Consider the following 19,012-nt stretch of genomic DNA (forward strand, 5'->3'; position numbering starts at 1 on the left):
CGACCCAGCCGGGAGCTACAGGCCGGACACCCAGAAGACGCCGTAGCAGACGATGCCGCCGAGGGCGCAGAGGTTGGTGACCTTGCGCGAGGTGTCGAGCGCCCAGGTCACCCCGACGGCCGCGACGCACAGCCACAACGCCACGCCCGCGCCCTGAGTGATCAGACCGCGGGACCCGGTGTCGCTGTCGAGCGGTCGGATGGCGAACACGACCGCGAGTGCAGCACCGATGAGAGCCACCACGATCCCGAGCGGGATCCGGAACCGCTGGGCGAACCGCGACATCGGCCGTTCCTCGGGTGTCGGGTCGGTCGCCGTGCCCTCCTCGGGCTCGTTCTCGGGGCTGGCAGTCATGACGTTCATCGTAGGTCGAGCCCCGTGCGAACCGGTGCGCACGGGCCGCACCGGTGCGACGATGGTCACACCCGAGGAAGGGAACGACGATGGCTCACGGAGACATCACGCACATCGAGATCCCGGTGTCCGACAACGCCCGTGCGAGTGCGTTCTACAGCTCGCTCTTCGGCTGGGACATCGCGGAGTACCCCGGTGACGAGGGCTACCCGATGTGGCAGGCACCCAACAAGATCAGCGGCGGCGGTCTGACCGCACGCGAGAACGCCAGCAGCCCGGTCTCCTACGTCGAGGTCGACTCGATCGACGAGACGCTGGCCAAGGTGACAGCAGCCGGCGGCGAGGTCGTCAACGCCAAGACGGCGATCAGCGAGACCAGCTGGTCGGCGAGCTTCCGCGACCTCGACGGCAACGAGATCGGCATCTACGAGGGCACCACCAGCGGCGCCGGCGCCGACTGACGGCAGCTGAGATCGCACATCCACGGTGAGTGCACACATCGCACGGTGCGCACTCGCCGTGGATGTGCGCACTCAGCGGGGATGCGCTCGAGCGGATGAGCGTGGACGCGCGGCCGGAGGTGCCCGCGGTTCCTCATAGACTCGCCACCATGTCCACGATCGACTCTGCCGAGGTGGTCCGGCTGGCCGGGCTCGCCCGGATCGACCTCTCCGAGGACGAGGTGACGCGACTGGCCGGCGAGCTGGACGTCATCGTCCAAGCCGTTGCGACCGTCAGCGAGGTGGCCGGGGCCGACGTGCCCGCCACCAGCCACCCCATCCCGCTGACCAACGTGTTCCGCGACGACGTGCCGGGCGAGACCCTCGACACCGCCGCCGTGCTGTCTCAGGCGCCCGAGGCGCAGGACGACAAGTTCGCCGTCCCGCAGATCCTGGGTGAGGAAGTATGAGCGAGCTGATCAGGCTCACCGCCGCCGAGCTCGCCGCCACGCTCGCCGCGGGCGAGGTCAGCAGCGTCGAAGCCACGCAGGCCCACCTGGACCGGATCGGCGCCGTCGACGGCGATGTGCACGCTTTCCTCAACGTGTCCGACGCCGAGGCGCTCGCCAGCGCCGCCGCCGTCGACGCGGCTCGCGCCGCGGGGGAGACCCTCCACCCCCTCGCGGGCGTGCCGATCGCCGTCAAGGACGTCGTGGTCACCAAGGGGCAGGTCACCACGGCCGGCTCCAAGATGCTCGAGGGCTGGGTGCCGCCCTACGACGCGACGCTGGTCACCCGGCTGCGCGAGGCGGGGCTGCCGATCCTCGGCAAGACCAACATGGACGAGTTCGCCATGGGGTCCAGCACCGAGCACTCGGCGTACGGGCCCACCCGCAACCCCTGGGACCTGGGCCGCATCCCCGGCGGCTCCGGCGGTGGCTCGGCCGCCGCGGTGGCCGCCTACGAAGCACCGCTCGCGATCGGCACCGACACCGGTGGCTCGATCCGCCAGCCCGCGGCCGTCACCGGCACGGTCGGCGTCAAGCCGACCTACGGCAGCGTGTCCCGCTACGGTCTGATCGCGCTCGCCTCCAGCCTGGACCAGGCCGGCCCCTGCACGCGCACCGTGCTCGACTCGGCGCTGCTGCACGATGTCATCGGTGGGCACGACCCTCGTGACTCGACCTCCCTGCCCGAGGCTGCGCCGTCGTACGCCGACGCCGCCCGAGCGGGCGCGCACGGCGACCTCAAGGGCCTCCGGGTGGGCGTCGTGACCGAGCTCGGCGGCGAGGGCTACGAGCCGGGTGTCCGGGCCTCGTTCCAGGCCGCGCTCGACGCGCTCACGGCCGCGGGCGCCGACATCGTCGAGGTGACCTGCCCGAGCTTCTCGGCCGCACTCGCGGCGTACTACCTGATCCTGCCGTCGGAGGCCTCGAGCAACCTCGCGAAGTTCGACGGCATGCGCTACGGCCTGCGCGTCGAGCCCGGCGAGGGTGCGGCCACCGCCGAGCGCGTGATGTCCGCGACCCGCGGCGCCGGGTTCGGAGACGAGGTCAAGCGCCGCATCATCCTCGGCACCTACGCGCTGTCCGCCGGCTACTACGACGCCTACTACGGCAGCGCCCAGAAGGTCCGCACGCTCATCCAGCGCGACTTCGCCGCCGCGTTCGAGCAGGTCGACGTGCTGGTCTCGCCCACGGCTCCCACCACCGCGTTCCCGTTCGGCGCCAAGCTGGACGACCCGCTGGCGATGTACCTCAACGACGTCGCCACCATCCCGGCCAACCTGGCCGGCATCCCGGGGATCTCGCTGCCGAGCGGGCTCTCCGACGACGGCCTGCCTGTCGGGTTCCAGATCCTCGCCCCGGCGCGCCAGGACGCCCGCCTGTACGGCGTCGGTGCTGCGCTGGAGACGCTGCTGCTCGATGACTGGGGTGCGCCGCTGCTGAGCAGGGCGCCGAAGCTGGAGGTCTCCCGATGAGCGTCACCTACGAGGACGCGGTCACGCGCTACGACCCGGTGCTCGGCATCGAGGTCCACGTCGAGCTCGGCACCCGCACCAAGATGTTCGACGACGCCCCGTCGCCGGCCGGCGGCACCGAGCCCGAACACGCGAACCAGCTCGTGACACCGGTCTCGCTGGGGCTGCCGGGTGCGCTGCCGGTCGTCAACGGCACCGCGGTCGAACACGCGATCAAGATCGGCCTCGCGCTCAACTGCCAGATCGCCGAGGTCTGCCGGTTCGCGCGGAAGAACTACTTCTACCCCGACGTCCCGAAGAACTTCCAGACCTCGCAGTACGACGAGCCGATCGCCTACGAGGGCTACCTCGACGTCGAGCTCGCGGACGGCACCGTGGTGCGCGTCGAGATCGAGCGTGCCCACATGGAGGAGGACGCCGGCAAGAACACGCACGTCGGCGGCGCCGCAGGGAGGATCCACGGCGCGTCCCACTCGCTGGTCGACTACAACCGCGCCGGGGTGCCGCTGGTCGAGATCGTCACCAAGCCGATCACCGGCGTGGGCGACCGTGCGCCGGAGGTGGCGCGCGCCTATGTGCAGACGCTCCGTGACATCTTCCGAGCGCTCGAGGTCTCGGAGGCGCGGATGGAGCGCGGCAACGTCCGCGCCGACGTCAACGTCTCGCTGCGACCCACGCCCACCTCACCGCTGGGCACCCGGACCGAGACCAAGAACGTCAACTCCTTCCGCTCGATCGAACGGACCGTGCGCTTCGAGATCGCGCGGCAGGCAGAGGTTCTCGACGGCGGTGGCTCGGTGCTGCAGGAGACGCGGCACTTCCACGAGGACGACGGCTCCACCTCGCCGGGGCGCGTCAAGTCCGACGCCGAGGACTACCGCTACTTCCCCGAGCCCGACCTGGTCCCGGTCGCGCCCTCGCGCGAGTGGGTCGAGCAGATCCGGGCGACCCTGCCCGAGCTGCCCGCGGCCCGCCGTCGGCGGCTGCAGGGCGACTGGGGCTACGCCGACGCCGAGATGCGAGACGTGGTCAACGCGGGGGCGCTCGAGCTGATCGAGGCCACGGTGGCTGCGGGCGCGAGCCCGGCCGCAGCCCGCAAGTGGTGGATGGGCGAGCTCGCCCGCACCGCCAAGAGCCAGGACGTCGCGCTCGAGGAGCTGCCGGTCACGCCGGCCGCGATCGGTGAGCTGCAGACGCTCGTGGACGCGGGCCGGATCAACGACAAGCTCGCGCGCCAGGTGCTCGAGGGCGTGCTGGCGGGTGAGGGATCCCCCGAGCAGGTGCTGACCGCCCGCGGCCTGGAGATCGTCTCCGACGACGGACCGTTGCTCGAGGTGATCGACGCGACCCTCGCCGAGCAGCCGGACATCGTGGAGAAGATCAGGTCCGGCAACCTCGGTCCGATGGGCGCGATCATCGGCGCGGTCATGAAGGCGACCCGCGGTCAGGCCGATGCGGGCCGTGTGCGTGAGCTCGTGATGGAGCGCGTCAACGGCTGAATCCGGTCCCGCGTGTAATCTTCGGCCGGTTCAGGACATGTCACAGGTATGACCGTGCACAACGAGGGCACCGGCGGCCGATGGTCGTCCCTGATCGTCGTGCGCGCGCTGGCACTGGTCATCGTGGTCCTCATTGCCGCGGCTGGACTGGCTGTGGCTGCGCTCACGTCGGAGGGCGGGCGGGAGCTGCCCGTGGAGCACGGGGTGGAGCAGCCGAGCATCCAGTGACGGGTCGCCTCAGGGCAGCTCGTACCGGACCAGCTCGTTGATCCCGAGCCCGTAGAGCGCGTCGTCGATGACCTGCACGTCACTGGTGAGGAAGTCGCGCTCCCACGAGCGGCTGCCGTCGGCGATGTCGAAGCCCCACGAGTGCTCGCCGTCGACCACGAGGGTGTCCTCGACCACCCCGCCGCCGGCGATGTTGAGGTAGCCGTCGACGACCGGCGCGGTCCACACCACGCTGGTCAGGTCGGAGGAGAGCAGCGAGACGGACTCCTCGGCCAGCACGAACGGGTGCTCGGGATCGCCGAGAAAGTTGAAGGAGCTGTCCTCGCCCAGGTCGACGGCCGGGCCGTGGTCGCCGGTCAGCGGGTCGACCGAGGAGACCGTGCCGTCCCAGTTGTCGACGAGCATCACCGGAGCGATGTACTGGTACCGGTCGATCAGGTAGTAGTCGTGCCAGTCGGCGCGCCACAGCTCGGCGCCGTCGGGGGCGAACCCGATCGCCTCGTCCTCGCCCCGACACATCCACGCCGCCGGTGTGGCGGCCACGCTGTCGCACTCGTGCTTGGTCGATCCCTCGGGTGTCACGAAGAAGGTGCCTCGCAGCCATCCGAAGGACAGGATCAGCGAGCTCTCGTAACGAGCGACGTCGGCCTGGATGTAGCTCGTGTCGAGGTCGGGTGAGTCCAGAGGCTCCTCCCACCGGGTGCTGCCCGCCAGGTCGAGCGCCGTGAGCTCCTTGTCGACCGACAGCGTCACGAGGCCGTCGGGACCCAGGGGCAGGAGGAGCACCGGGACGTGCGAGATCTCCGTGGGTACCGGTTCGCCGACGAGGTCACCGGTGCCGACGTCGACGGTGACGAGGTCGAATGTCGAGCCGCCTTGCCGTGTGAGGCACAGCAGGGTGTCGGGATCCGGTGCCGCGCACCGGGCCTCGGGCATCGGCACGGACCACCGCACGCTGCCGGATCCCGGGTCGATCGAGAGCAGCGACGCGTCGAGGGTCGAGGGTTCGATCATCGCCACCAGCCCGGCCGACGTCGTCAAGATCGAGCCGGGGAGGGTGCCGTCCGCGCTGTCGTAGGTGCCGTAGTCGCTGTGGTCGTAGGAGCTGACCGCCCACGCCTCTTCCAGCACCGGCGCCGCGCCCAGGCCGCCCCCGCCGCCCCCTCCGGAGCCGGTGAGGGCTGAGTAGCCCACACCGACCACCACGACCAGCACCCCGACGGCGGCGCCCACCAGGAAGAGGATCCCCGCCTTCCGCGGTGCACGGCCGGGTGTGGCGCCGGGACGTGAGGCGGCCGGGAACGGTGGAGCGGGGGCCGTGGTTACGGGCGCCGTCGTCGACGTACCCGTGCTCGAGGCCTTCTTCTTGGTGTTCTTGCCAGACGGCGTGCCCCACGGCGGCGTCTCGGTGGAGGCGGGATCGAATCGGGTGGCGCGCGGTGCCCGAGGATCGAATCCGGCATAGGGGTTAGGTGCCGACCAGGTCGGCCCAGTCGTGCTCTCCACGGCCTTGTAGCTGGTACCGATCTGGCTGAACCTCGCTTCTGGGGGCGGCTGGAAGGCCGCCGGCCGAGGGGACGTGCCTGCGAGCTTCTTCCACCAGTCGATCAGGCGCCCCACCGGGTCGAGGGTAGTGGAGGCGGCGCGGCCGCTACGCCCGCGGGTCGAACACCAGCAGGCTGCTCGAGGCGGTCGCGATCAACGTGCCGTCCTCGGTGGCGAGCGTGGCGTCGGCGAACGCCACCCGGGAGCCAGGCTTGGTGACCGTGCCGGTGGCGACCACCCGCGTGCCCCGCTGCAGCGGCCGCAGGTAGCTCAGCTTGATCTCGATCGAGGTGTAGGCCTTGCCTGCCGGCAGCGTGGTGTGCACCGCGCAGCCGCACACCGTGTCGAGCATCGTGGCCGCGAACCCGCCGTGCACCACGCCGATCGGGTTGTAGTGCGAGGCGTCCGGCGTGCCCCCGAACGTCACCCGACCCTGATCGACGGTCTCGATGTCCATGTTCATCAGCGCGGCGATCGGCGGCGGCGGCACCGTGCCGTCGGCCATCCCGCGGAGAAACTCGAGCCCGCTCATGGTCATCCCCATCGCGGCGGTCGCCGTCGGGTCCGCGAACTCGATCGTCCGGCTCAGGGGAGAGGGTGTCTGGGTCATGGCCTCATCATGCCGAGCCGTAGACCGGATGGCGGGATCCGAGCGCCATCGAGCGGAAGTGACTAAGATGTGGAATCGTACTCTCGCATCGTGAAAGTTTCTGAGGAGCGACATGGACATCCCCGTCGGCATCGCCATCACAGCCCCCTTGCCCGAGCGCGCCGAGGACGTCCTCACGCCGCGTGCACTCGAGCTGATCGGCAAGCTCCACCGCGCTCTCGACGCGCGCCGCCACGAGTGCCTCGCCGCGCGCGAGCAGGTCGTTGCCGACATCGCCGCCGGGGGCACGCTCGACTTCCTTCCCGAGACCGCCGATGTGCGCGCCGACGACTCCTGGCGGGTCGCCGAGCCGGCGCCCGGGCTGATCGACCGTCGCGTCGAGATCACCGGCCCGACCGACCGCAAGATGACGATCAACGCCCTCAACTCCGGCGCCAAGGTCTGGCTCGCCGACCATGAGGACGCGAACACACCGCGGTGGGAGTCGGTGATCGGCGGGCAGCTCAACCTGCTCGACGCCGTCAACCGCACGATCGACTTCACCGCCGAGAACGGCAAGAGCTACACGCTGGCGCCCGACGCGGACCTGGCGACCATCGTGGTGCGTCCGCGCGGCTGGCACATGGACGAGAAGCACATCGAGGTCGACGGCGAACCCACCTCGGGCGGACTCGTGGACTTCGCACTGTACGTCTCGACGGCGGGGCTCGCCCAGATCGCGAAGGGCCTCGGCCCGTACTTCTACCTCCCCAAGATGGAGCACCACCTCGAGGCGCGGCTGTGGAACGAGGCCTTCGCGATCGCCTCGGAGCACCTCGGCTTCCCGGTCGGCACCATCCGTGCGACATGCCTGATCGAGACGATCCCCGCGGCCTTCCAGATGGAGGAGATCCTCTACGAGCTCCGCGAGCACTCGGCCGGGCTCAACGCGGGTCGATGGGACTACCTGTTCTCGATCGTCAAGACCTTCCGCAGCCGCGGCGCCGAGTTCCTGCTGCCCGATCGCAACTCGATCACCATGACGGCGCCCTTCATGCGCGCCTACACCGAGCTGCTGGTGCGCACCTGCCACAAGCGGGGCGCGCACGCGATCGGCGGCATGGCTGCCTTCATCCCGAGCAAGGACGCCGGCGTCAACGCCGCGGCCTTCGAGAAGGTCACGGCCGACAAGACGCGCGAGGCCGGCGACGGGTTCGACGGCTCCTGGGTGGCGCACCCCGGCATGGTGATCACCTGCCGCGAGGTGTTCGACGCCGTTCTCGGTGATCGTCCGAACCAGCTCGACAACCTCCGCGAGGACGTGCACGTCGAGGCGGCACAGCTGCTCGACATCGCCTCGGCCGGTGGCGAGGTCACCGAGGCGGGTCTGCGCAGCAACGTCGACGTGGCGCTGCAGTACCTGCGGGCGTGGCTCGGCGGGCTCGGTGCCGTGGCGATCCACAACCTGATGGAGGATGCCGCCACCGCCGAGATCTCGCGCTCGCAGATCTGGCAGTGGCTCCGGGGCGGGATCGTGCTCAGCGACACCGGTCGCATCGTCACCAAGGATCTGGTGCAGCGATGCGTCGAGGAGGTGGTGCAGACGCTGCCGGGCGAGCCGAGCGACTACGACGAGGCCAAGGAGCTGTTCCTCGAGGTGGCCGTCTCCGACGACTACGCCGACTTCCTGACCACACCTGCGTACGCGCGGATGGACTGACGGGCTCTCAGGGCCCAAGATCGACCCTGAGGGTCCGACGGCGGAAGGTTCGGCAGTGCGGCTGGATGAGTTCAACGCGGCGACGCCCGCGCAGGCAGCGGAGGTCGTCCGTGCCTGCGCCGACGTCGAGCGCTGGGTGCAGCAGGTCGTGGCCGGCCGTCCCTATGGCGACGTCGACGGGCTCGTGGCAGCCGCCGAGACGCTCGCGGACCCCTGGACCGAGCAGGAGATCGACGCCGCGCTCGCGCGCCACCCCCGCATCGGGGAACGGCCGAGCGGGGGTGGCGCCGCCGCTCAGCTGTCGCGACTGGAGCAGGCGCGAGTCGGCGACGTCGATGCCCAGGTGCAGGACCGGATCGCCGCCGGCAACCGCGCGTACGAGGAACGGTTCGGCCACGTCTTCCTGGTCCGGGCCGCCGGGCGATCTCCTGAAGAGATCCTTCACCTGCTCCAGGAGCGGCTCGGCAACACCGCCGAGCAGGAACGCCGCCACGCTGCGGCCAACCTCCGCGAGATCGCAGCCCTTCGACTGAGAGGCCTGGTGGGCGCATGACGAGCACGACGGCTCCATCCTTCATCACGACCCATGTCCTCGACTCGGCCGTCGGGGCACCGGCCGCTGGGGTCGCCGTCCTGCTCGAGGCCCGCGACCGCGAGGGCTGGACCGAGGTCGCGGCCGGCACCACCGGCGCCGACGGGCGCATCGGTGCGCTCGGGCCTGCCGCCCTGCCGAGCGGGATCTACCGGCTGACCTTCGCGGTGGGGGACTACTACGCCGCCCGGGGAACCACCACCTTCTACCCCGAGGTGAGCATCGTCGTCCGGATCGACTCCGAGCAGTCGCACTATCACGTGCCGCTGCTGCTGAGCCCGTTCGCCTACTCGACCTACCGAGGGAGCTGACCCGTGTCGAACGTCCCAGCAGCGCCGACGCCGCCGTACGAGATCCGGAGCGAGGTGGCCGAGCTCGGCTTCAACCAGTACGGCAAGTCCGAGATCCGTCTCGTGCACGTCGAACGCGACGGCGCGCGCCACGAGATCACCGACGTCAACGTCTCCTCCCAGCTGCGCGGCGACTTCGCACGCGTGCACACCCACGGCGACAACGCCGCCTGCGTGGCGACCGACAGCCAGAAGAACACGGTGTTCTCGCTCGCACGGGAGGGGGTCGGCGCTCCCGAGGCGTTCGCGATCAGGCTCGCCGACCACTTCACCAGCACCTACGACTGGGTGAGCGGTGGCCGGTGGGAGGTCGAGCAGGTCGCGTGGAACCGGATCGTCACCGAGAACGGGCCTCATGACCACTCGTTCGTGCGTGCGGGCAAGGAGGTGCGCCGCACGGTCGTGCAGCGTGACGGCGACGAGCTGTTCGTGGTCTCCGGCGTCACGGACCTGACCGTGCTGAAGTCCTCCGGCTCGGAGTTCGTGGGCTTCGTGGACGACAGCTACCGCACCCTCGCCGACGCCACCGACCGGATCATGGCCACCGACATCACGGCTTGGTGGAGCTACGACGCCGCGCGGGCGCGTGAGGTCGACTTCGACGCGGTGTACGACTCGGTGCGCCAGATCATCCTCGGCCAGTTCGCCGAGCTCCACTCGCTCGCGCTGCAGCAGACCCTGTGGGCGATGGCGGTCACGGTGATCGAGACCCACGCGGAGATCGACGAGATCCGGTTCTCCTGCCCGAACAACCACCACTTCGTGGTCGACCTGAGCCCGTTCGGCCAGGACAACCCGAACGTGGTCTTCTTCGCCGCCGACCGGCCCTACGGGAAGATCGAGGCCGCGGTCACCCGCAAGGGCGTGCCGAGCGAGCCGCGCGCCTGGAGCACGGTCCCGGCGTTCGCGTGAGCAGCACCTCAGGCCTGCAGCAGTGCGGCCCCGATGTCCTTCGCACGGCGCTGGAGCACGGGCACGGCCCTCTCGCCGAAGGCGACGGTCACCCGCGAGTCGGGCCCGGACACCGAGAGCGCTGTGGGCGTCGGGGCGCCCGGCACCGGGACCGCGTAGCACCGCACCCCGATCTCCTGCTCGCCGTCGTCGATCGCGTACCCGCGCTCGCGGATCACCGCCAGCTCGGCCAGCAGGGCGTCGAGGTCGGTGATGCTGTGCTCGGTGGTGGCGGGCATCCCCACGCGGCGTACGATCTCGCGGACCGCTGCGTCGTCGAGCTGGGCGAGCACCGCCTTCCCGACCCCCGTGCAGTGCGTGTAGACGCGGCGGCCCACCTCGGTGAACATCCGCATCGAGTGCGCCGAGGAGGCCTGCGCGATGTACACCACCATGTCCCGGTCGATCATCGCCAGGTTGGCGCTCTCGCCGAGCTCGCCGGCGATCTCGGTCAGGAACGGTCGGGCATCCGCGCCGAGCTGGCGGCCCGCGCCCTCGCCGAGGCGGATCAGCCGTGGCCCGAGCGCGTATCGTCTGCTGGGAAGCTGCCGCACATATCCGAGCTGCAGCAACGTGCGCATGAGGCGATGGATCGTGGGTAGCGGAAGACCGGTCGTGGCGGCGAGCTCGCTGAGCGCGCTCTCACCTCCGGCGTCAGCCAGCAGCTCGAGCAGCTCGGCGGCGCGTTCGACGGACTGGACCGACCCGCTGCGGGGGGCGTCGCTCATCGCCGTTCCTCCCTGTTCCGTCACTCGGAAAGATTACTCCATTGCGCGGAATAGCAGCCAGGAGCGGCGGACGTGTGCGCGTGCATCTCCCGATCTCCCGATCTTGATCACGACGACGTGATACCACCATGAGCAGCAGCCCCGTACGCGAGTACCCGACGTCCTAGGCGGAACCGATGGCGATCCCCAGCCCCAGCTACTCGATCACGATCCGAGTCGAGTCCCCCACCGGTCCGCGCAGCACCACCGCGCTCGTCTCGGCGGTCGGTGACACCGGCGCCGCGGTGACCGGTATCGACGTCGTGGAGTCGACCGACACCGGCATGGTGGTCGACGTCTCGGCGAACGCGCGCGACGAGGCGCACGTGGAGGAGATGCGGCTGCGGATCTCCTCGATGGAGGGTTTCAGCGTCCGCTATGTCTCGGATGCGACGTTCCTCATGCACCTGGGCGGCAAGCTCGAGGTCAAGCCCAAGGTCAACCTGCGCCATCGTGACGACCTGTCGCGCGCGTACACGCCGGGCGTCGCGCGCGTCTGCCTGGCGATCGCAGCCCGCCCGGAGGACGCACGGCGGCTGACCATCAAGCGCAACACGGTCGCCGTCGTGACCGACGGCACCGCTGTGCTCGGGCTCGGCGACATCGGGCCGGCGGCGGCGATGCCGGTCATGGAGGGCAAGGCCGCCCTCTTCAAGCAGTTCGGTGGCGTGGACGCCTGGCCGGTCGCGCTCGACACCAAGGACACCGAGGAGATCATCCGGATCGTCAAGGCGATCGCTCCGGCCTATGGCGGCGTCAACCTCGAGGACATCTCCGCCCCCCGCTGCTTCGAGATCGAGCGCCGGCTGCGGGCCGAGCTCGACATCCCGGTGTTCCATGACGACCAGCACGGCACCGCGATCGTCGTGCTCGCCGCGCTGATCAACGCCCTCAAGGTCGTGGGGAAGCGTCTCGAGGACGTGCGCGTGGTGATCTCGGGCGTCGGCGCCGCCGGGTCCGCCATCATCCGGCTGCTGCTCAAGCAGGGCGCCCGCAACATCGTGGGCTACGACATCAACGGTGCGGTCTGCAGCAGCAAGCCTGCGCCCGACGAGAACTGGGCCTGGATCGCCGAGCACACCAACCAGGGCGGCGTGAACGGCACGGTGCGCGAGGGCCTCGCCGGTGCCGACGTCTTCATCGGCGTCTCGGCGGCCAACATCCTCACCGGTGCCGACATCGCGACCATGGCCGAGGGTGCGATCGTGTTCGCGCTCGCCAACCCCAACCCCGAGGTCGACCCGCTGGAGGCGTCCGAGCACGCCGCGGTCGTCGCGACCGGTCGCAGCGACTACCCCAACCAGATCAACAACGTGCTCGCGTTCCCCGGCATCTTCCGCGGGCTGCTGGACGCACGGGCGGTCAGCATCTCCGACGACGTGCTCCGCGCCGCCGCGCTCGCGATCGCCGAGGTGGTCAGCGACGCCGAGCGCAACGCCAACTACATCGTGCCGAGCGTGTTCGACACCGAGGTCGCAGAGGCGGTCGCGCGGGCGGTCGTCGAGGTGGTGCGGACCGAGCGCGAGGAGTCCGGTGAGGAGCTGCCTCCGACCGGAGCGCTGCCGCTGGGCCTCGGGACGGCTCGGTGAGCTCGATCCCGCTCGCGCGGATCGAGGACCTCCTCGCCGGGCCGGACGCGGCGCTGGCCCGCCGGTATCCTGGCGCGCCCACCGCGCGGCAGCCGGTCCACTCGGTCTACGTCCCGGCCGACAAGGTCGACGGCGGCACGATCCGCGCCTGGGGGAGTGCGGCTCTCGAGTCGCTCGCCGCGGCCGGTGGGCCCGGGCGGCTTCTCGAGGTGCATGGTCAGCTGCCCGCAGGAGTGCAGCGGGACAGGGTCGCCGACCTGGTCGTGGCCAAGCTCGCGAGCGAGCCGATCGAGGACCTGCGCATCGATCTGGAGGACGGCTTCGGCGATGTCGGAGACGCAGCGGAGGATGCCGCCGTCGATGCGGCGGTCGCGACGATCGGCGAGCTGATCGAGGACGGCGCGCTGCCGCCCTTCGTGGGAATCCGGTTCAAGTCCTTCGAGCGCCCCAGCCGTGCGCGCGGGCTCCGCACGCTGGAGCGCTTCCTCACGGGGCTCCATCGCGGTCCAGGGCTCCCGCCCGGCCTGGTGCTGACGCTCCCCAAGGTGACGTCGGTCGAGCAGGTGCAGGCGATGGTCATCGCGCTCGAGGCGCTCGAGCTGGCGCTCGGTCTGCGAAGCGGTGCGCTGACCTTCGAGATCCAGGTGGAGACGCCGCAGGCTGTTCTTGGTCCGGACGGCACCTCGCTGCTGCCGCCGATGATCGCCGCCGGGCAGGGGCGCGTGACGGGGATGCCGTACGGCACCTATGACTACTCGGCCTCGCTCGGGATCGCTGCCGGTGACCAGGCGATGGATCATCCGGCCGCCGACCACGCGAAGGCGGTCATGCAGGTCGCTGCCGCGGGCACGGCCGTGCGGCTCTCGGACGGCTCCACGAACGTGGTCCCGACCGGCGACGGCGCGGCGATCGACGCCGCGTGGGCGTTGCACGGCCGGCTCGTGACACGGTCGCTGCATCGTGGCTTCTTCCAGGGCTGGGACCTCCACCCCGCCCAGCTGCCGAGCCGCTACGCCGCGACCTACGCGTTCTTCCGCACCGGGCTCGCCGGCATCGTGGAGCGCCTCGACGCCTATCTGGGACGCCGGGCGGGTGCGGTCATGGACGAGCCCGCGACCGCGCGTGCGATGGCATCGTTCCTCGTGCGCGGGCTCGACTGCGGCGCCGTCGACGAGGCCGAGATCCCGTTCGCCGCGGACGATCTTCGCGCTCTCCTCGCCCCTCGGCCCAGCGGTTGACGCCCCTGACGGCAGTCTCCTAGGCTTCCATGACAAGGAACAGAGATATCGCATCTTGGAATCAGTCCGCTGGTGCGGCTGACGCGGCGCCGCCGACGTGGGGGAAGAGAACGCCATGCGACTCACGGTGAACGGCTCGATCCTGCTGACGGACCTGCCGTTGCTGGAGCGGCCGGCAGCGATCAGGGCGGCCGGGTTCGAGGCGATCGAGCTGTGGTGGCCCTACGCCACCTCGACTCCCGACGCCGACGAGGTCGACGCCCTCGTGCAGGCGCTCGCGGACGCCGGCACCCAGCTGACCGGCCTGAACGTCAACGCCGGCGACATGCCGGGCGGGGACCGCGGCCTGGTGTCCTGGCCCGAGCGGGAAGCGGACTTCCACGCGAACCTCGACGTCGTCACCAGGATCGGGGAGCGCACGGGCTGCCGCTCGTTCAACGCGCTCTACGGCAACCGGCAGCCCGGCGTCGACCCTGTCGAGCAGGACGACCTCGCGGTCCGGAACCTCGCCGCTGCCGCGCAGGCCGTCAGCCGCATCGGTGGCACCGTGCTCGTGGAGCCGATCTCCGGCGTGGACGCCTACCCGCTGAAGACCGCAGCCGACGCGATCGGCGTCATCGACAGGGTCGCCGCCGAGCACGGCGCCACCAACCTGGGGCTGCTGCTCGACGTCTACCACCTGTCCGTCAACGGCGACGACGTCGATGCTGCGATCGCCGCCCACCGCGACCGGATCGCCCACGTGCAGATCGCCGACGCGCCCGGGCGAGATCAGCCCGGCACCGGGGCGCTGCCGATCGGCACCTGGCTCGGCGCGCTCGAGGCAGGCGGCTACGAGGGCTGGATCGGCCTGGAGTACAAGCCGGCCACACCGCAGTCCCAGGCGGACCCGTTCGCCTGGATCCCGCCCGAGCAGCGCGCCTCCTCCTGAACCGCGCCCTCCCCACGAAGGACCAACCAGACATGACCACGATCGCGTTCATCGGCCTCGGCATCATGGGCTCGCCCATGGCGGTGCACCTGCAGAAGGCGGGCTTCGACGTCATCGGCATCAACCGCACACCGGAGAAGACCGCCGCGCTGGTCGAGGCGGGCGGCCGGGCAGCCGGGTCGATCGCGGAGGCGGTGCCCGACGCCGACATCGTCGCGCTCATGGTGCCCGACTCGCCCGACGTCGTGCAGGTGCTGCGCGAGGACGGCGTGCTCGACCACGCCAGGCCCGGCACGCTCGTCATCGACTTCTCCTCGATCCGCCCGGACATCGCCGCCGAGCTCGCGGCCGAGGCCGAGGAGAAGGGGCTGCGTATGCTCGACGCGCCCGTCTCCGGCGGTGAGCCCGGCGCGATCAACGCCACGCTCTCGATCATGGTCGGAGGGGCCGCCGCCGACTTCGAGGCGGCTGCGGACGTGTTCGCAGCCGTCGGCAAGACGATCGTCCACGTCGGTCCCAGCGGCGCGGGTCAGACGGTCAAGGCCGCCAACCAGCTGATCGTCGCCGTCAACATGGAGGCGCTCGCCGAGGCGATCGTGTTCCTCGAGGCGTACGGCGTGGACCTGCCCGCGGCGGTCGAGGTCCTCGGCGGGGGCCTGGCCGGGTCCGCCGTGCTCAACCAGAAGGCGGGAAAGATGCTCGACCGCAACTTCGACCCCGGCTTCCGCATCGACCTGCACCACAAGGACCTCGGCATCGTCACGGCAGCCGCCCGCGAGGCGGGGGTCGCTGTCCCCGCCGGTGCGTTGGCCGCGCAGCTGATGGGCTCGGCGCGCGCCAACGGCGACGGCGGCCTGGACCACAGCGGCCTGTACCGCGGCGTGGCTCGCCTCAGCGGTATCCACCACGAACGCTGAGCAGGTGCCGCACATCGTCGTGGCCCCTGACAAGTTCAAGGGCTCGCTCACCGCCGCCGAGGTCGCCGCGCACGTCGCCGCTGGCCTGCGCCGTCACCACCCTGATCTCGACGTCCGCGAGCTGCCGCTGGCAGACGGCGGCGAGGGCACGGTGGCCGCCGCCGTCACCGCGGGCGGGCGGGGGCGCGAGGTCCGGGTCACGGGGCCGCTGGGCTCGCCGGTGGATGTCCGGTACGCCCTGCTCGACGGACCGGGCGGCCCGACGGCGGTGCTCGAGATGGCGCTCGCCTCCGGCCTGGCACTCACCGATGCCGACGACCACGCGGCCCGCCTGGCCACCTCCTACGGCACGGGTGAGCTCGTGGCCGACGCCCTCGCGGCGGGCGCTCGCCGGATCGTCCTCGGGGTGGGCGGCAGCGCCTCCACCGACGGTGGCGCCGGGCTGCTCGCCGCGCTCGGTGCCCGGCTGCTCGACGACGCCGGAGCGCCCCTGGGCGGCGGCGGTGACGCGCTGCGTCGGCTCGCTCGGGCGGACCTCTCGGGCCTGGACCCCAGGCTCGGCGACGTCGAGATCGTGCTGGCTGCCGACGTCGAGAACCCGCTTCTCGGGCCCGACGGGGCTGCTGCGGTGTACGGACCCCAGAAGGGTGCGGACCTCCAGGCGGTCGCCGACCTCGAGACCGGTCTCGCCCGATGGGTCGATGCGCTCGCCACGGCCGGCCTCGCTCACGCCCAGGAGACGGCGCAGCAGCCCGGGGCCGGGGCCGCCGGCGGAGTCGGCTACGCCATGCTCCTGCTCGGTGCGCAACGCCGCCGGGGGATCGACGTGGTGCTCGAGCTGACGCGGTTCGGTGACGCACTCGCGGGCGCGGCGCTCGTGGTGACCGATGAGGGATCGCTCGACGAGCAGAGCCTGTTCGGCAAGACCCCGGTCGGCGTGGCAGCAGCGGCGAATGCGGTCGGCGTGCCCACGGTCGCGGTCGCGGGGCGCAGCACCCTCGATCGTGAGATGCTCGCGAGGCACGGGATATCGGACCGCTACGTGCTGACCGAGATCGAGCCCGATGTCCGCGTCTGCATCGCCGAAGCCGGCCGGCTGCTGGAAGATGTGGGAGCACGGATCGCCGCCGACCACCTGTAGGAGCACCATGACCCAGCCCCTGGACCTCGTGGTCCGTGGCGAGCGAGTGCTCACCAGCGCGGGCTTCGGGCCGCGAGAGATCGGGGTGCGCGACGGCAAGATCGCCTCGTTGGCGCCCCTCGGTGCGGGGTTGGCGGGAGAGCGGTCGATCGACCTGGCACCGGACGAGGTGCTGCTGCCCGGCCTCGTGGACTCCCACGTGCACGTGAACGAGCCGGGCCGCACCGAGTGGGAGGGCTTCGACTCGGCCACCCGTGCTGCTGCCCGTGGCGGTGTCACCACGATCATCGACATGCCGCTCAACTCGATCCCGCCGACCACCTCGGTGGCCGCGCTGCGGGAGAAGGTGGCGGCGACCGAGGGCAAGCGGCACGTGGACGTCGGCTTCTGGGGCGGCGCGGTGCCCGGCAACCTCGGAGAGCTACGCACCCTCCACGATGCCGGCGTGATGGGCTTCAAGTCGTTCCTGCTGCACTCGGGCGTCGAGGAGTTCGGCCATCTCGAGGTCGAGGATCTCGAGGAAGACCTGCGCGAGCTCGTGGGGTACGACGCGTTGATGGTGGTGCACGCCGAGGACTCGCGTGCGATCGACCACGCGCCCCACCCGGCAGGCGACCGCTACGAGACCTTCCTGCGCTCGCGCCCGCGCGGTGCCGAGAACGTGGCGATCGCCGCCGTGATCGAGCGCGCCCGCTGGACCGGTGCGCGCGTGCACGTGCTGCACCTGTCCTCCTCGGACGCGCTGCCGATGATCGCCTCCGCCAAGCGCGACGGCGTGCGCATCACCGTCGAGACCTGCCCGCACTACCTGACCCTGACGGCCGAGGAGGTGCCTGACGGCGCCACGGCCTTCAAGTGCTGCCCGCCGATCCGCGAGGCCGGCAACCGTGAGCTGCTGTGGCAAGGGCTGATCGAGGGCACGATCGACTGCGTGGTCAGCGACCACTCGCCCTCGACCGCCGAGCTGAAGAACCTCGAGACCGGTGACTTCGGGACCGCCTGGGGCGGGGTGGCGTCGTTGCAGCTGGGGCTCTCGATCGTGTGGACCGAGGCACGCACCCGGGGCATCGGGCTCGCGCAGGTGGTGGAGTGGATGTCGAGCCGACCAGCCGCGCTGGTGGGGTTGCGGAACAAGGGCGCGATCGCCGTCGGGCACGACGCCGACCTGGTCGTGTTCGCACCCGACGACGCGTTCGTGGTCAGGCCGGAGGCGCTCGCGCATCGCAACCCGGTCACGCCCTATGCCGGTGCCACGCTCTCGGGCGTGGTGCGGCGCACGCTGCTGGCGGGGGCCGACATCGACGAGGGCGTGCCCGCAGGCCGGCTGATCTGGAGAGGCGAGTCATGAGCTACTACACCCCGCGCGGCGGGCTGCCGGCGCAGACCGAGCTGACCACCGACCGCGCGATCTTCACCGAGGCGTACGCGGTGCTGCCGCGACGCACGATGAGCGACATCACGACGAGCCTGCTGCCCCACTGGGACGCGACCCGGCTGTGGGTGCTCGCCCGCCCGCTCACCGGCTTCGCCGAGACGTTCTCGCAGTACGTCGTCGAGGTCTCACCGGGTGGCGGGAGCAACCGCCCCGAGGCGGACCGCCGCGCCGAGGGCGTGCTGTTCGTGGTCGACGGCGAGATCGGGCTCGAGCTGTTCGGCACCCGCCATGCGCTGGTCGCCGGGAGCTACGTCTACCTCGCCCCGGGCGCGTCGTGGACGATCCGCAACACCTCGGCTGCCACCGCCACGTTCCACTGGGTCCGCAAGGGCTACCAGGTGGTGGACGGGATCGAGGCGCCGAGCTCGTTCGTCACGCACGAGCGCGAGGTCGACGCCGTGGAGATGCCCGACACCGACGGTGCCTGGGCCACCCAGCGGTTCGTGGACCCGGCCGACGTCCGCCACGACATGCACGTGAACATCGTGACGTTCCAGCCCGGGGGAGCGATCCCGTTCCCCGAGACCCACGTGATGGAGCACGGTCTGTATGTGCTCGAGGGCAAGGCGATGTACCTGCTCAACACGGACTGGATCGAGGTGCAGGAGGGTGACTTCATGTGGCTGCGGGCGTTCTGCCCGCAGGCCTGCTACGCGGGTGGCCCGGGCCTGTTCCGCTACCTGCTCTACAAGGACGTGAACCGCCACGCGCCCCTCTGGCCAGTGATGCCCACGCGTCCGTGACG

Annotated in this window: 20 protein-coding genes; 16 read left to right on the forward strand and 4 right to left on the reverse strand. The window is 70.9% G+C overall.

What is annotated here, in order from left to right:
* Positions 1–15 precede the first annotated feature (15 nt).
* Positions 16–354 carry a hypothetical protein gene (locus GPA03_RS00480; RefSeq protein WP_156250051.1) on the reverse strand — a complete coding sequence of 113 codons (339 nt, stop codon included), beginning with the start codon at positions 352–354 and terminating at the stop codon, positions 16–18.
* Positions 355–443: 89 nt separating this feature from the next.
* Between GPA03_RS00480 and GPA03_RS00485 the strand changes: the two genes are divergently transcribed.
* The 5 genes from GPA03_RS00485 (at position 444) to GPA03_RS00505 (ending at position 4,502) form a co-directional block, all read left to right on the forward strand.
* Positions 444–815 (forward strand): VOC family protein, encoded by a 372-nt coding sequence (locus tag GPA03_RS00485; RefSeq protein WP_156250052.1) that lies wholly within the window; start codon positions 444–446, stop codon positions 813–815.
* Positions 816–964: 149 nt separating this feature from the next.
* Positions 965–1,264 (forward strand): Asp-tRNA(Asn)/Glu-tRNA(Gln) amidotransferase subunit GatC, encoded by a 300-nt coding sequence (gatC, locus tag GPA03_RS00490; protein WP_156250053.1) that lies wholly within the window; start codon positions 965–967, stop codon positions 1,262–1,264.
* A complete protein-coding gene (gatA, locus tag GPA03_RS00495; protein ID WP_156250054.1) occupies positions 1,261–2,775 on the forward strand; it encodes an Asp-tRNA(Asn)/Glu-tRNA(Gln) amidotransferase subunit GatA in 1,515 nt (504 codons plus the stop codon). Before gatC ends, gatA begins: the two co-directional genes overlap by 4 nt.
* Positions 2,772–4,274, forward strand: a complete 1,503-nt coding sequence (gene gatB, locus GPA03_RS00500) for an Asp-tRNA(Asn)/Glu-tRNA(Gln) amidotransferase subunit GatB (protein WP_156250055.1) — start codon at positions 2,772–2,774, stop codon at positions 4,272–4,274. The genes gatA and gatB overlap by 4 nt, the downstream gene beginning before the upstream one ends.
* 48 nt (positions 4,275–4,322) lie before the next feature.
* Complete coding sequence (locus GPA03_RS00505) at positions 4,323–4,502, forward strand: hypothetical protein (protein WP_156250056.1); 180 nt, start codon at positions 4,323–4,325, stop codon at positions 4,500–4,502.
* Positions 4,503–4,511: 9 nt separating this feature from the next.
* On the opposite strand, the gene GPA03_RS00510 is transcribed toward GPA03_RS00505, so the two are convergent.
* The gene (locus GPA03_RS00510; protein WP_156250057.1) at positions 4,512–6,122 is read right to left on the reverse strand and encodes a hypothetical protein; all 1,611 of its coding nucleotides are present in this window, start codon (positions 6,120–6,122) and stop codon (positions 4,512–4,514) included.
* 31 nt (positions 6,123–6,153) lie between these two features.
* Positions 6,154–6,657: a PaaI family thioesterase gene (locus GPA03_RS00515; RefSeq protein WP_156250058.1), complete on the reverse strand. Its 504-nt coding sequence runs from the start codon at positions 6,655–6,657 to the stop codon at positions 6,154–6,156.
* Between the two features lie 112 nt (positions 6,658–6,769).
* Here GPA03_RS00515 and aceB point away from each other — a divergent pair, with 112 nt between their 5' ends.
* The 4 genes from aceB to pucL are packed head-to-tail and all read left to right on the forward strand — an operon-like array spanning position 6,770 to position 10,210.
* On the forward strand, positions 6,770–8,356 hold the full coding sequence (gene aceB, locus GPA03_RS00520) for a malate synthase A (protein WP_156250059.1): 1,587 nt from the start codon (positions 6,770–6,772) through the stop codon (positions 8,354–8,356).
* 55 nt (positions 8,357–8,411) lie between these two features.
* Positions 8,412–8,909, forward strand: coding sequence for a 2-oxo-4-hydroxy-4-carboxy-5-ureidoimidazoline decarboxylase (gene uraD / locus GPA03_RS00525; RefSeq protein ID WP_156250060.1), 498 nt, complete (start codon positions 8,412–8,414; stop codon positions 8,907–8,909).
* Positions 8,906–9,259 carry a hydroxyisourate hydrolase gene (gene uraH, locus GPA03_RS00530; protein WP_156250061.1) on the forward strand — a complete coding sequence of 118 codons (354 nt, stop codon included), beginning with the start codon at positions 8,906–8,908 and terminating at the stop codon, positions 9,257–9,259. The genes uraD and uraH overlap by 4 nt, the downstream gene beginning before the upstream one ends.
* 3 nt (positions 9,260–9,262) lie before the next feature.
* On the forward strand, positions 9,263–10,210 hold the full coding sequence (gene pucL, locus GPA03_RS00535; RefSeq protein WP_241681009.1) for a factor-independent urate hydroxylase: 948 nt from the start codon (positions 9,263–9,265) through the stop codon (positions 10,208–10,210).
* Between the two features lie 8 nt (positions 10,211–10,218).
* On the opposite strand, the gene GPA03_RS00540 is transcribed toward pucL, so the two are convergent.
* Positions 10,219–10,977: an IclR family transcriptional regulator gene (locus GPA03_RS00540; RefSeq protein ID WP_156250062.1), complete on the reverse strand. Its 759-nt coding sequence runs from the start codon at positions 10,975–10,977 to the stop codon at positions 10,219–10,221.
* 176 nt (positions 10,978–11,153) lie between these two features.
* On the opposite strand from GPA03_RS00540, the gene GPA03_RS00545 reads away from it, so the two are divergent.
* The 7 genes from GPA03_RS00545 (at position 11,154) to GPA03_RS00575 (ending at position 19,010) form a co-directional block, all read left to right on the forward strand.
* A complete protein-coding gene (locus GPA03_RS00545) occupies positions 11,154–12,605 on the forward strand; it encodes an NAD-dependent malic enzyme (protein WP_156250063.1) in 1,452 nt (483 codons plus the stop codon).
* Positions 12,602–13,843 carry a DUF6986 family protein gene (locus GPA03_RS00550; RefSeq protein WP_156250064.1) on the forward strand — a complete coding sequence of 414 codons (1,242 nt, stop codon included), beginning with the start codon at positions 12,602–12,604 and terminating at the stop codon, positions 13,841–13,843. Before GPA03_RS00545 ends, GPA03_RS00550 begins: the two co-directional genes overlap by 4 nt.
* Before the next feature lie 115 nt (positions 13,844–13,958).
* Positions 13,959–14,774 carry a hydroxypyruvate isomerase family protein gene (locus GPA03_RS00555; RefSeq protein WP_156250065.1) on the forward strand — a complete coding sequence of 272 codons (816 nt, stop codon included), beginning with the start codon at positions 13,959–13,961 and terminating at the stop codon, positions 14,772–14,774.
* Between the two features lie 32 nt (positions 14,775–14,806).
* Positions 14,807–15,691: a 2-hydroxy-3-oxopropionate reductase gene (locus tag GPA03_RS00560; RefSeq protein ID WP_156250066.1), complete on the forward strand. Its 885-nt coding sequence runs from the start codon at positions 14,807–14,809 to the stop codon at positions 15,689–15,691.
* A 4-nt stretch (positions 15,692–15,695) separates the two neighbouring features.
* Positions 15,696–16,832 (forward strand): glycerate kinase, encoded by a 1,137-nt coding sequence (locus tag GPA03_RS00565; protein WP_206673420.1) that lies wholly within the window; start codon positions 15,696–15,698, stop codon positions 16,830–16,832.
* A 7-nt stretch (positions 16,833–16,839) separates the two neighbouring features.
* A complete protein-coding gene (allB, locus tag GPA03_RS00570; protein WP_156250067.1) occupies positions 16,840–18,180 on the forward strand; it encodes an allantoinase AllB in 1,341 nt (446 codons plus the stop codon).
* Positions 18,177–19,010, forward strand: coding sequence for a bifunctional allantoicase/(S)-ureidoglycine aminohydrolase (locus GPA03_RS00575; RefSeq protein WP_156250068.1), 834 nt, complete (start codon positions 18,177–18,179; stop codon positions 19,008–19,010). The genes allB and GPA03_RS00575 overlap by 4 nt, the downstream gene beginning before the upstream one ends.
* The last annotated feature ends 2 nt before the right edge of the window (positions 19,011–19,012 follow it).

This window comes from Pseudactinotalea terrae, assembly GCF_009733845.1.
Lineage (GTDB): Bacteria > Actinomycetota > Actinomycetes > Actinomycetales > Beutenbergiaceae > Pseudactinotalea > Pseudactinotalea terrae.

What these genes read in the sequence shown, in the direction of transcription:
- aceB (WP_156250059.1), top strand. Translation starts at nt 6,770, where the DNA reads ATGGACATCCCCGTCGGCATCGCCATCACAGCCCCCTTGCCCGAGCGC.
- gatA (WP_156250054.1), top strand. Translation starts at nt 1,261, where the DNA reads ATGAGCGAGCTGATCAGGCTCACCGCCGCCGAGCTCGCCGCCACGCTC.
- GPA03_RS00480 (WP_156250051.1), bottom strand. Translation starts at nt 354, where the DNA reads ATGACTGCCAGCCCCGAGAACGAGCCCGAGGAGGGCACGGCGACCGAC.
- uraH (WP_156250061.1), top strand. Translation starts at nt 8,906, where the DNA reads ATGACGAGCACGACGGCTCCATCCTTCATCACGACCCATGTCCTCGAC.
- GPA03_RS00545 (WP_156250063.1), top strand. Translation starts at nt 11,154, where the DNA reads ATGGCGATCCCCAGCCCCAGCTACTCGATCACGATCCGAGTCGAGTCC.
- GPA03_RS00555 (WP_156250065.1), top strand. Translation starts at nt 13,959, where the DNA reads ATGCGACTCACGGTGAACGGCTCGATCCTGCTGACGGACCTGCCGTTG.
- gatC (WP_156250053.1), top strand. Translation starts at nt 965, where the DNA reads ATGTCCACGATCGACTCTGCCGAGGTGGTCCGGCTGGCCGGGCTCGCC.
- gatB (WP_156250055.1), top strand. Translation starts at nt 2,772, where the DNA reads ATGAGCGTCACCTACGAGGACGCGGTCACGCGCTACGACCCGGTGCTC.
- GPA03_RS00575 (WP_156250068.1), top strand. Translation starts at nt 18,177, where the DNA reads ATGAGCTACTACACCCCGCGCGGCGGGCTGCCGGCGCAGACCGAGCTG.
- GPA03_RS00540 (WP_156250062.1), bottom strand. Translation starts at nt 10,977, where the DNA reads ATGAGCGACGCCCCCCGCAGCGGGTCGGTCCAGTCCGTCGAACGCGCC.
- GPA03_RS00505 (WP_156250056.1), top strand. Translation starts at nt 4,323, where the DNA reads ATGACCGTGCACAACGAGGGCACCGGCGGCCGATGGTCGTCCCTGATC.
- GPA03_RS00515 (WP_156250058.1), bottom strand. Translation starts at nt 6,657, where the DNA reads ATGACCCAGACACCCTCTCCCCTGAGCCGGACGATCGAGTTCGCGGAC.
- GPA03_RS00560 (WP_156250066.1), top strand. Translation starts at nt 14,807, where the DNA reads ATGACCACGATCGCGTTCATCGGCCTCGGCATCATGGGCTCGCCCATG.
- GPA03_RS00485 (WP_156250052.1), top strand. Translation starts at nt 444, where the DNA reads ATGGCTCACGGAGACATCACGCACATCGAGATCCCGGTGTCCGACAAC.
- allB (WP_156250067.1), top strand. Translation starts at nt 16,840, where the DNA reads ATGACCCAGCCCCTGGACCTCGTGGTCCGTGGCGAGCGAGTGCTCACC.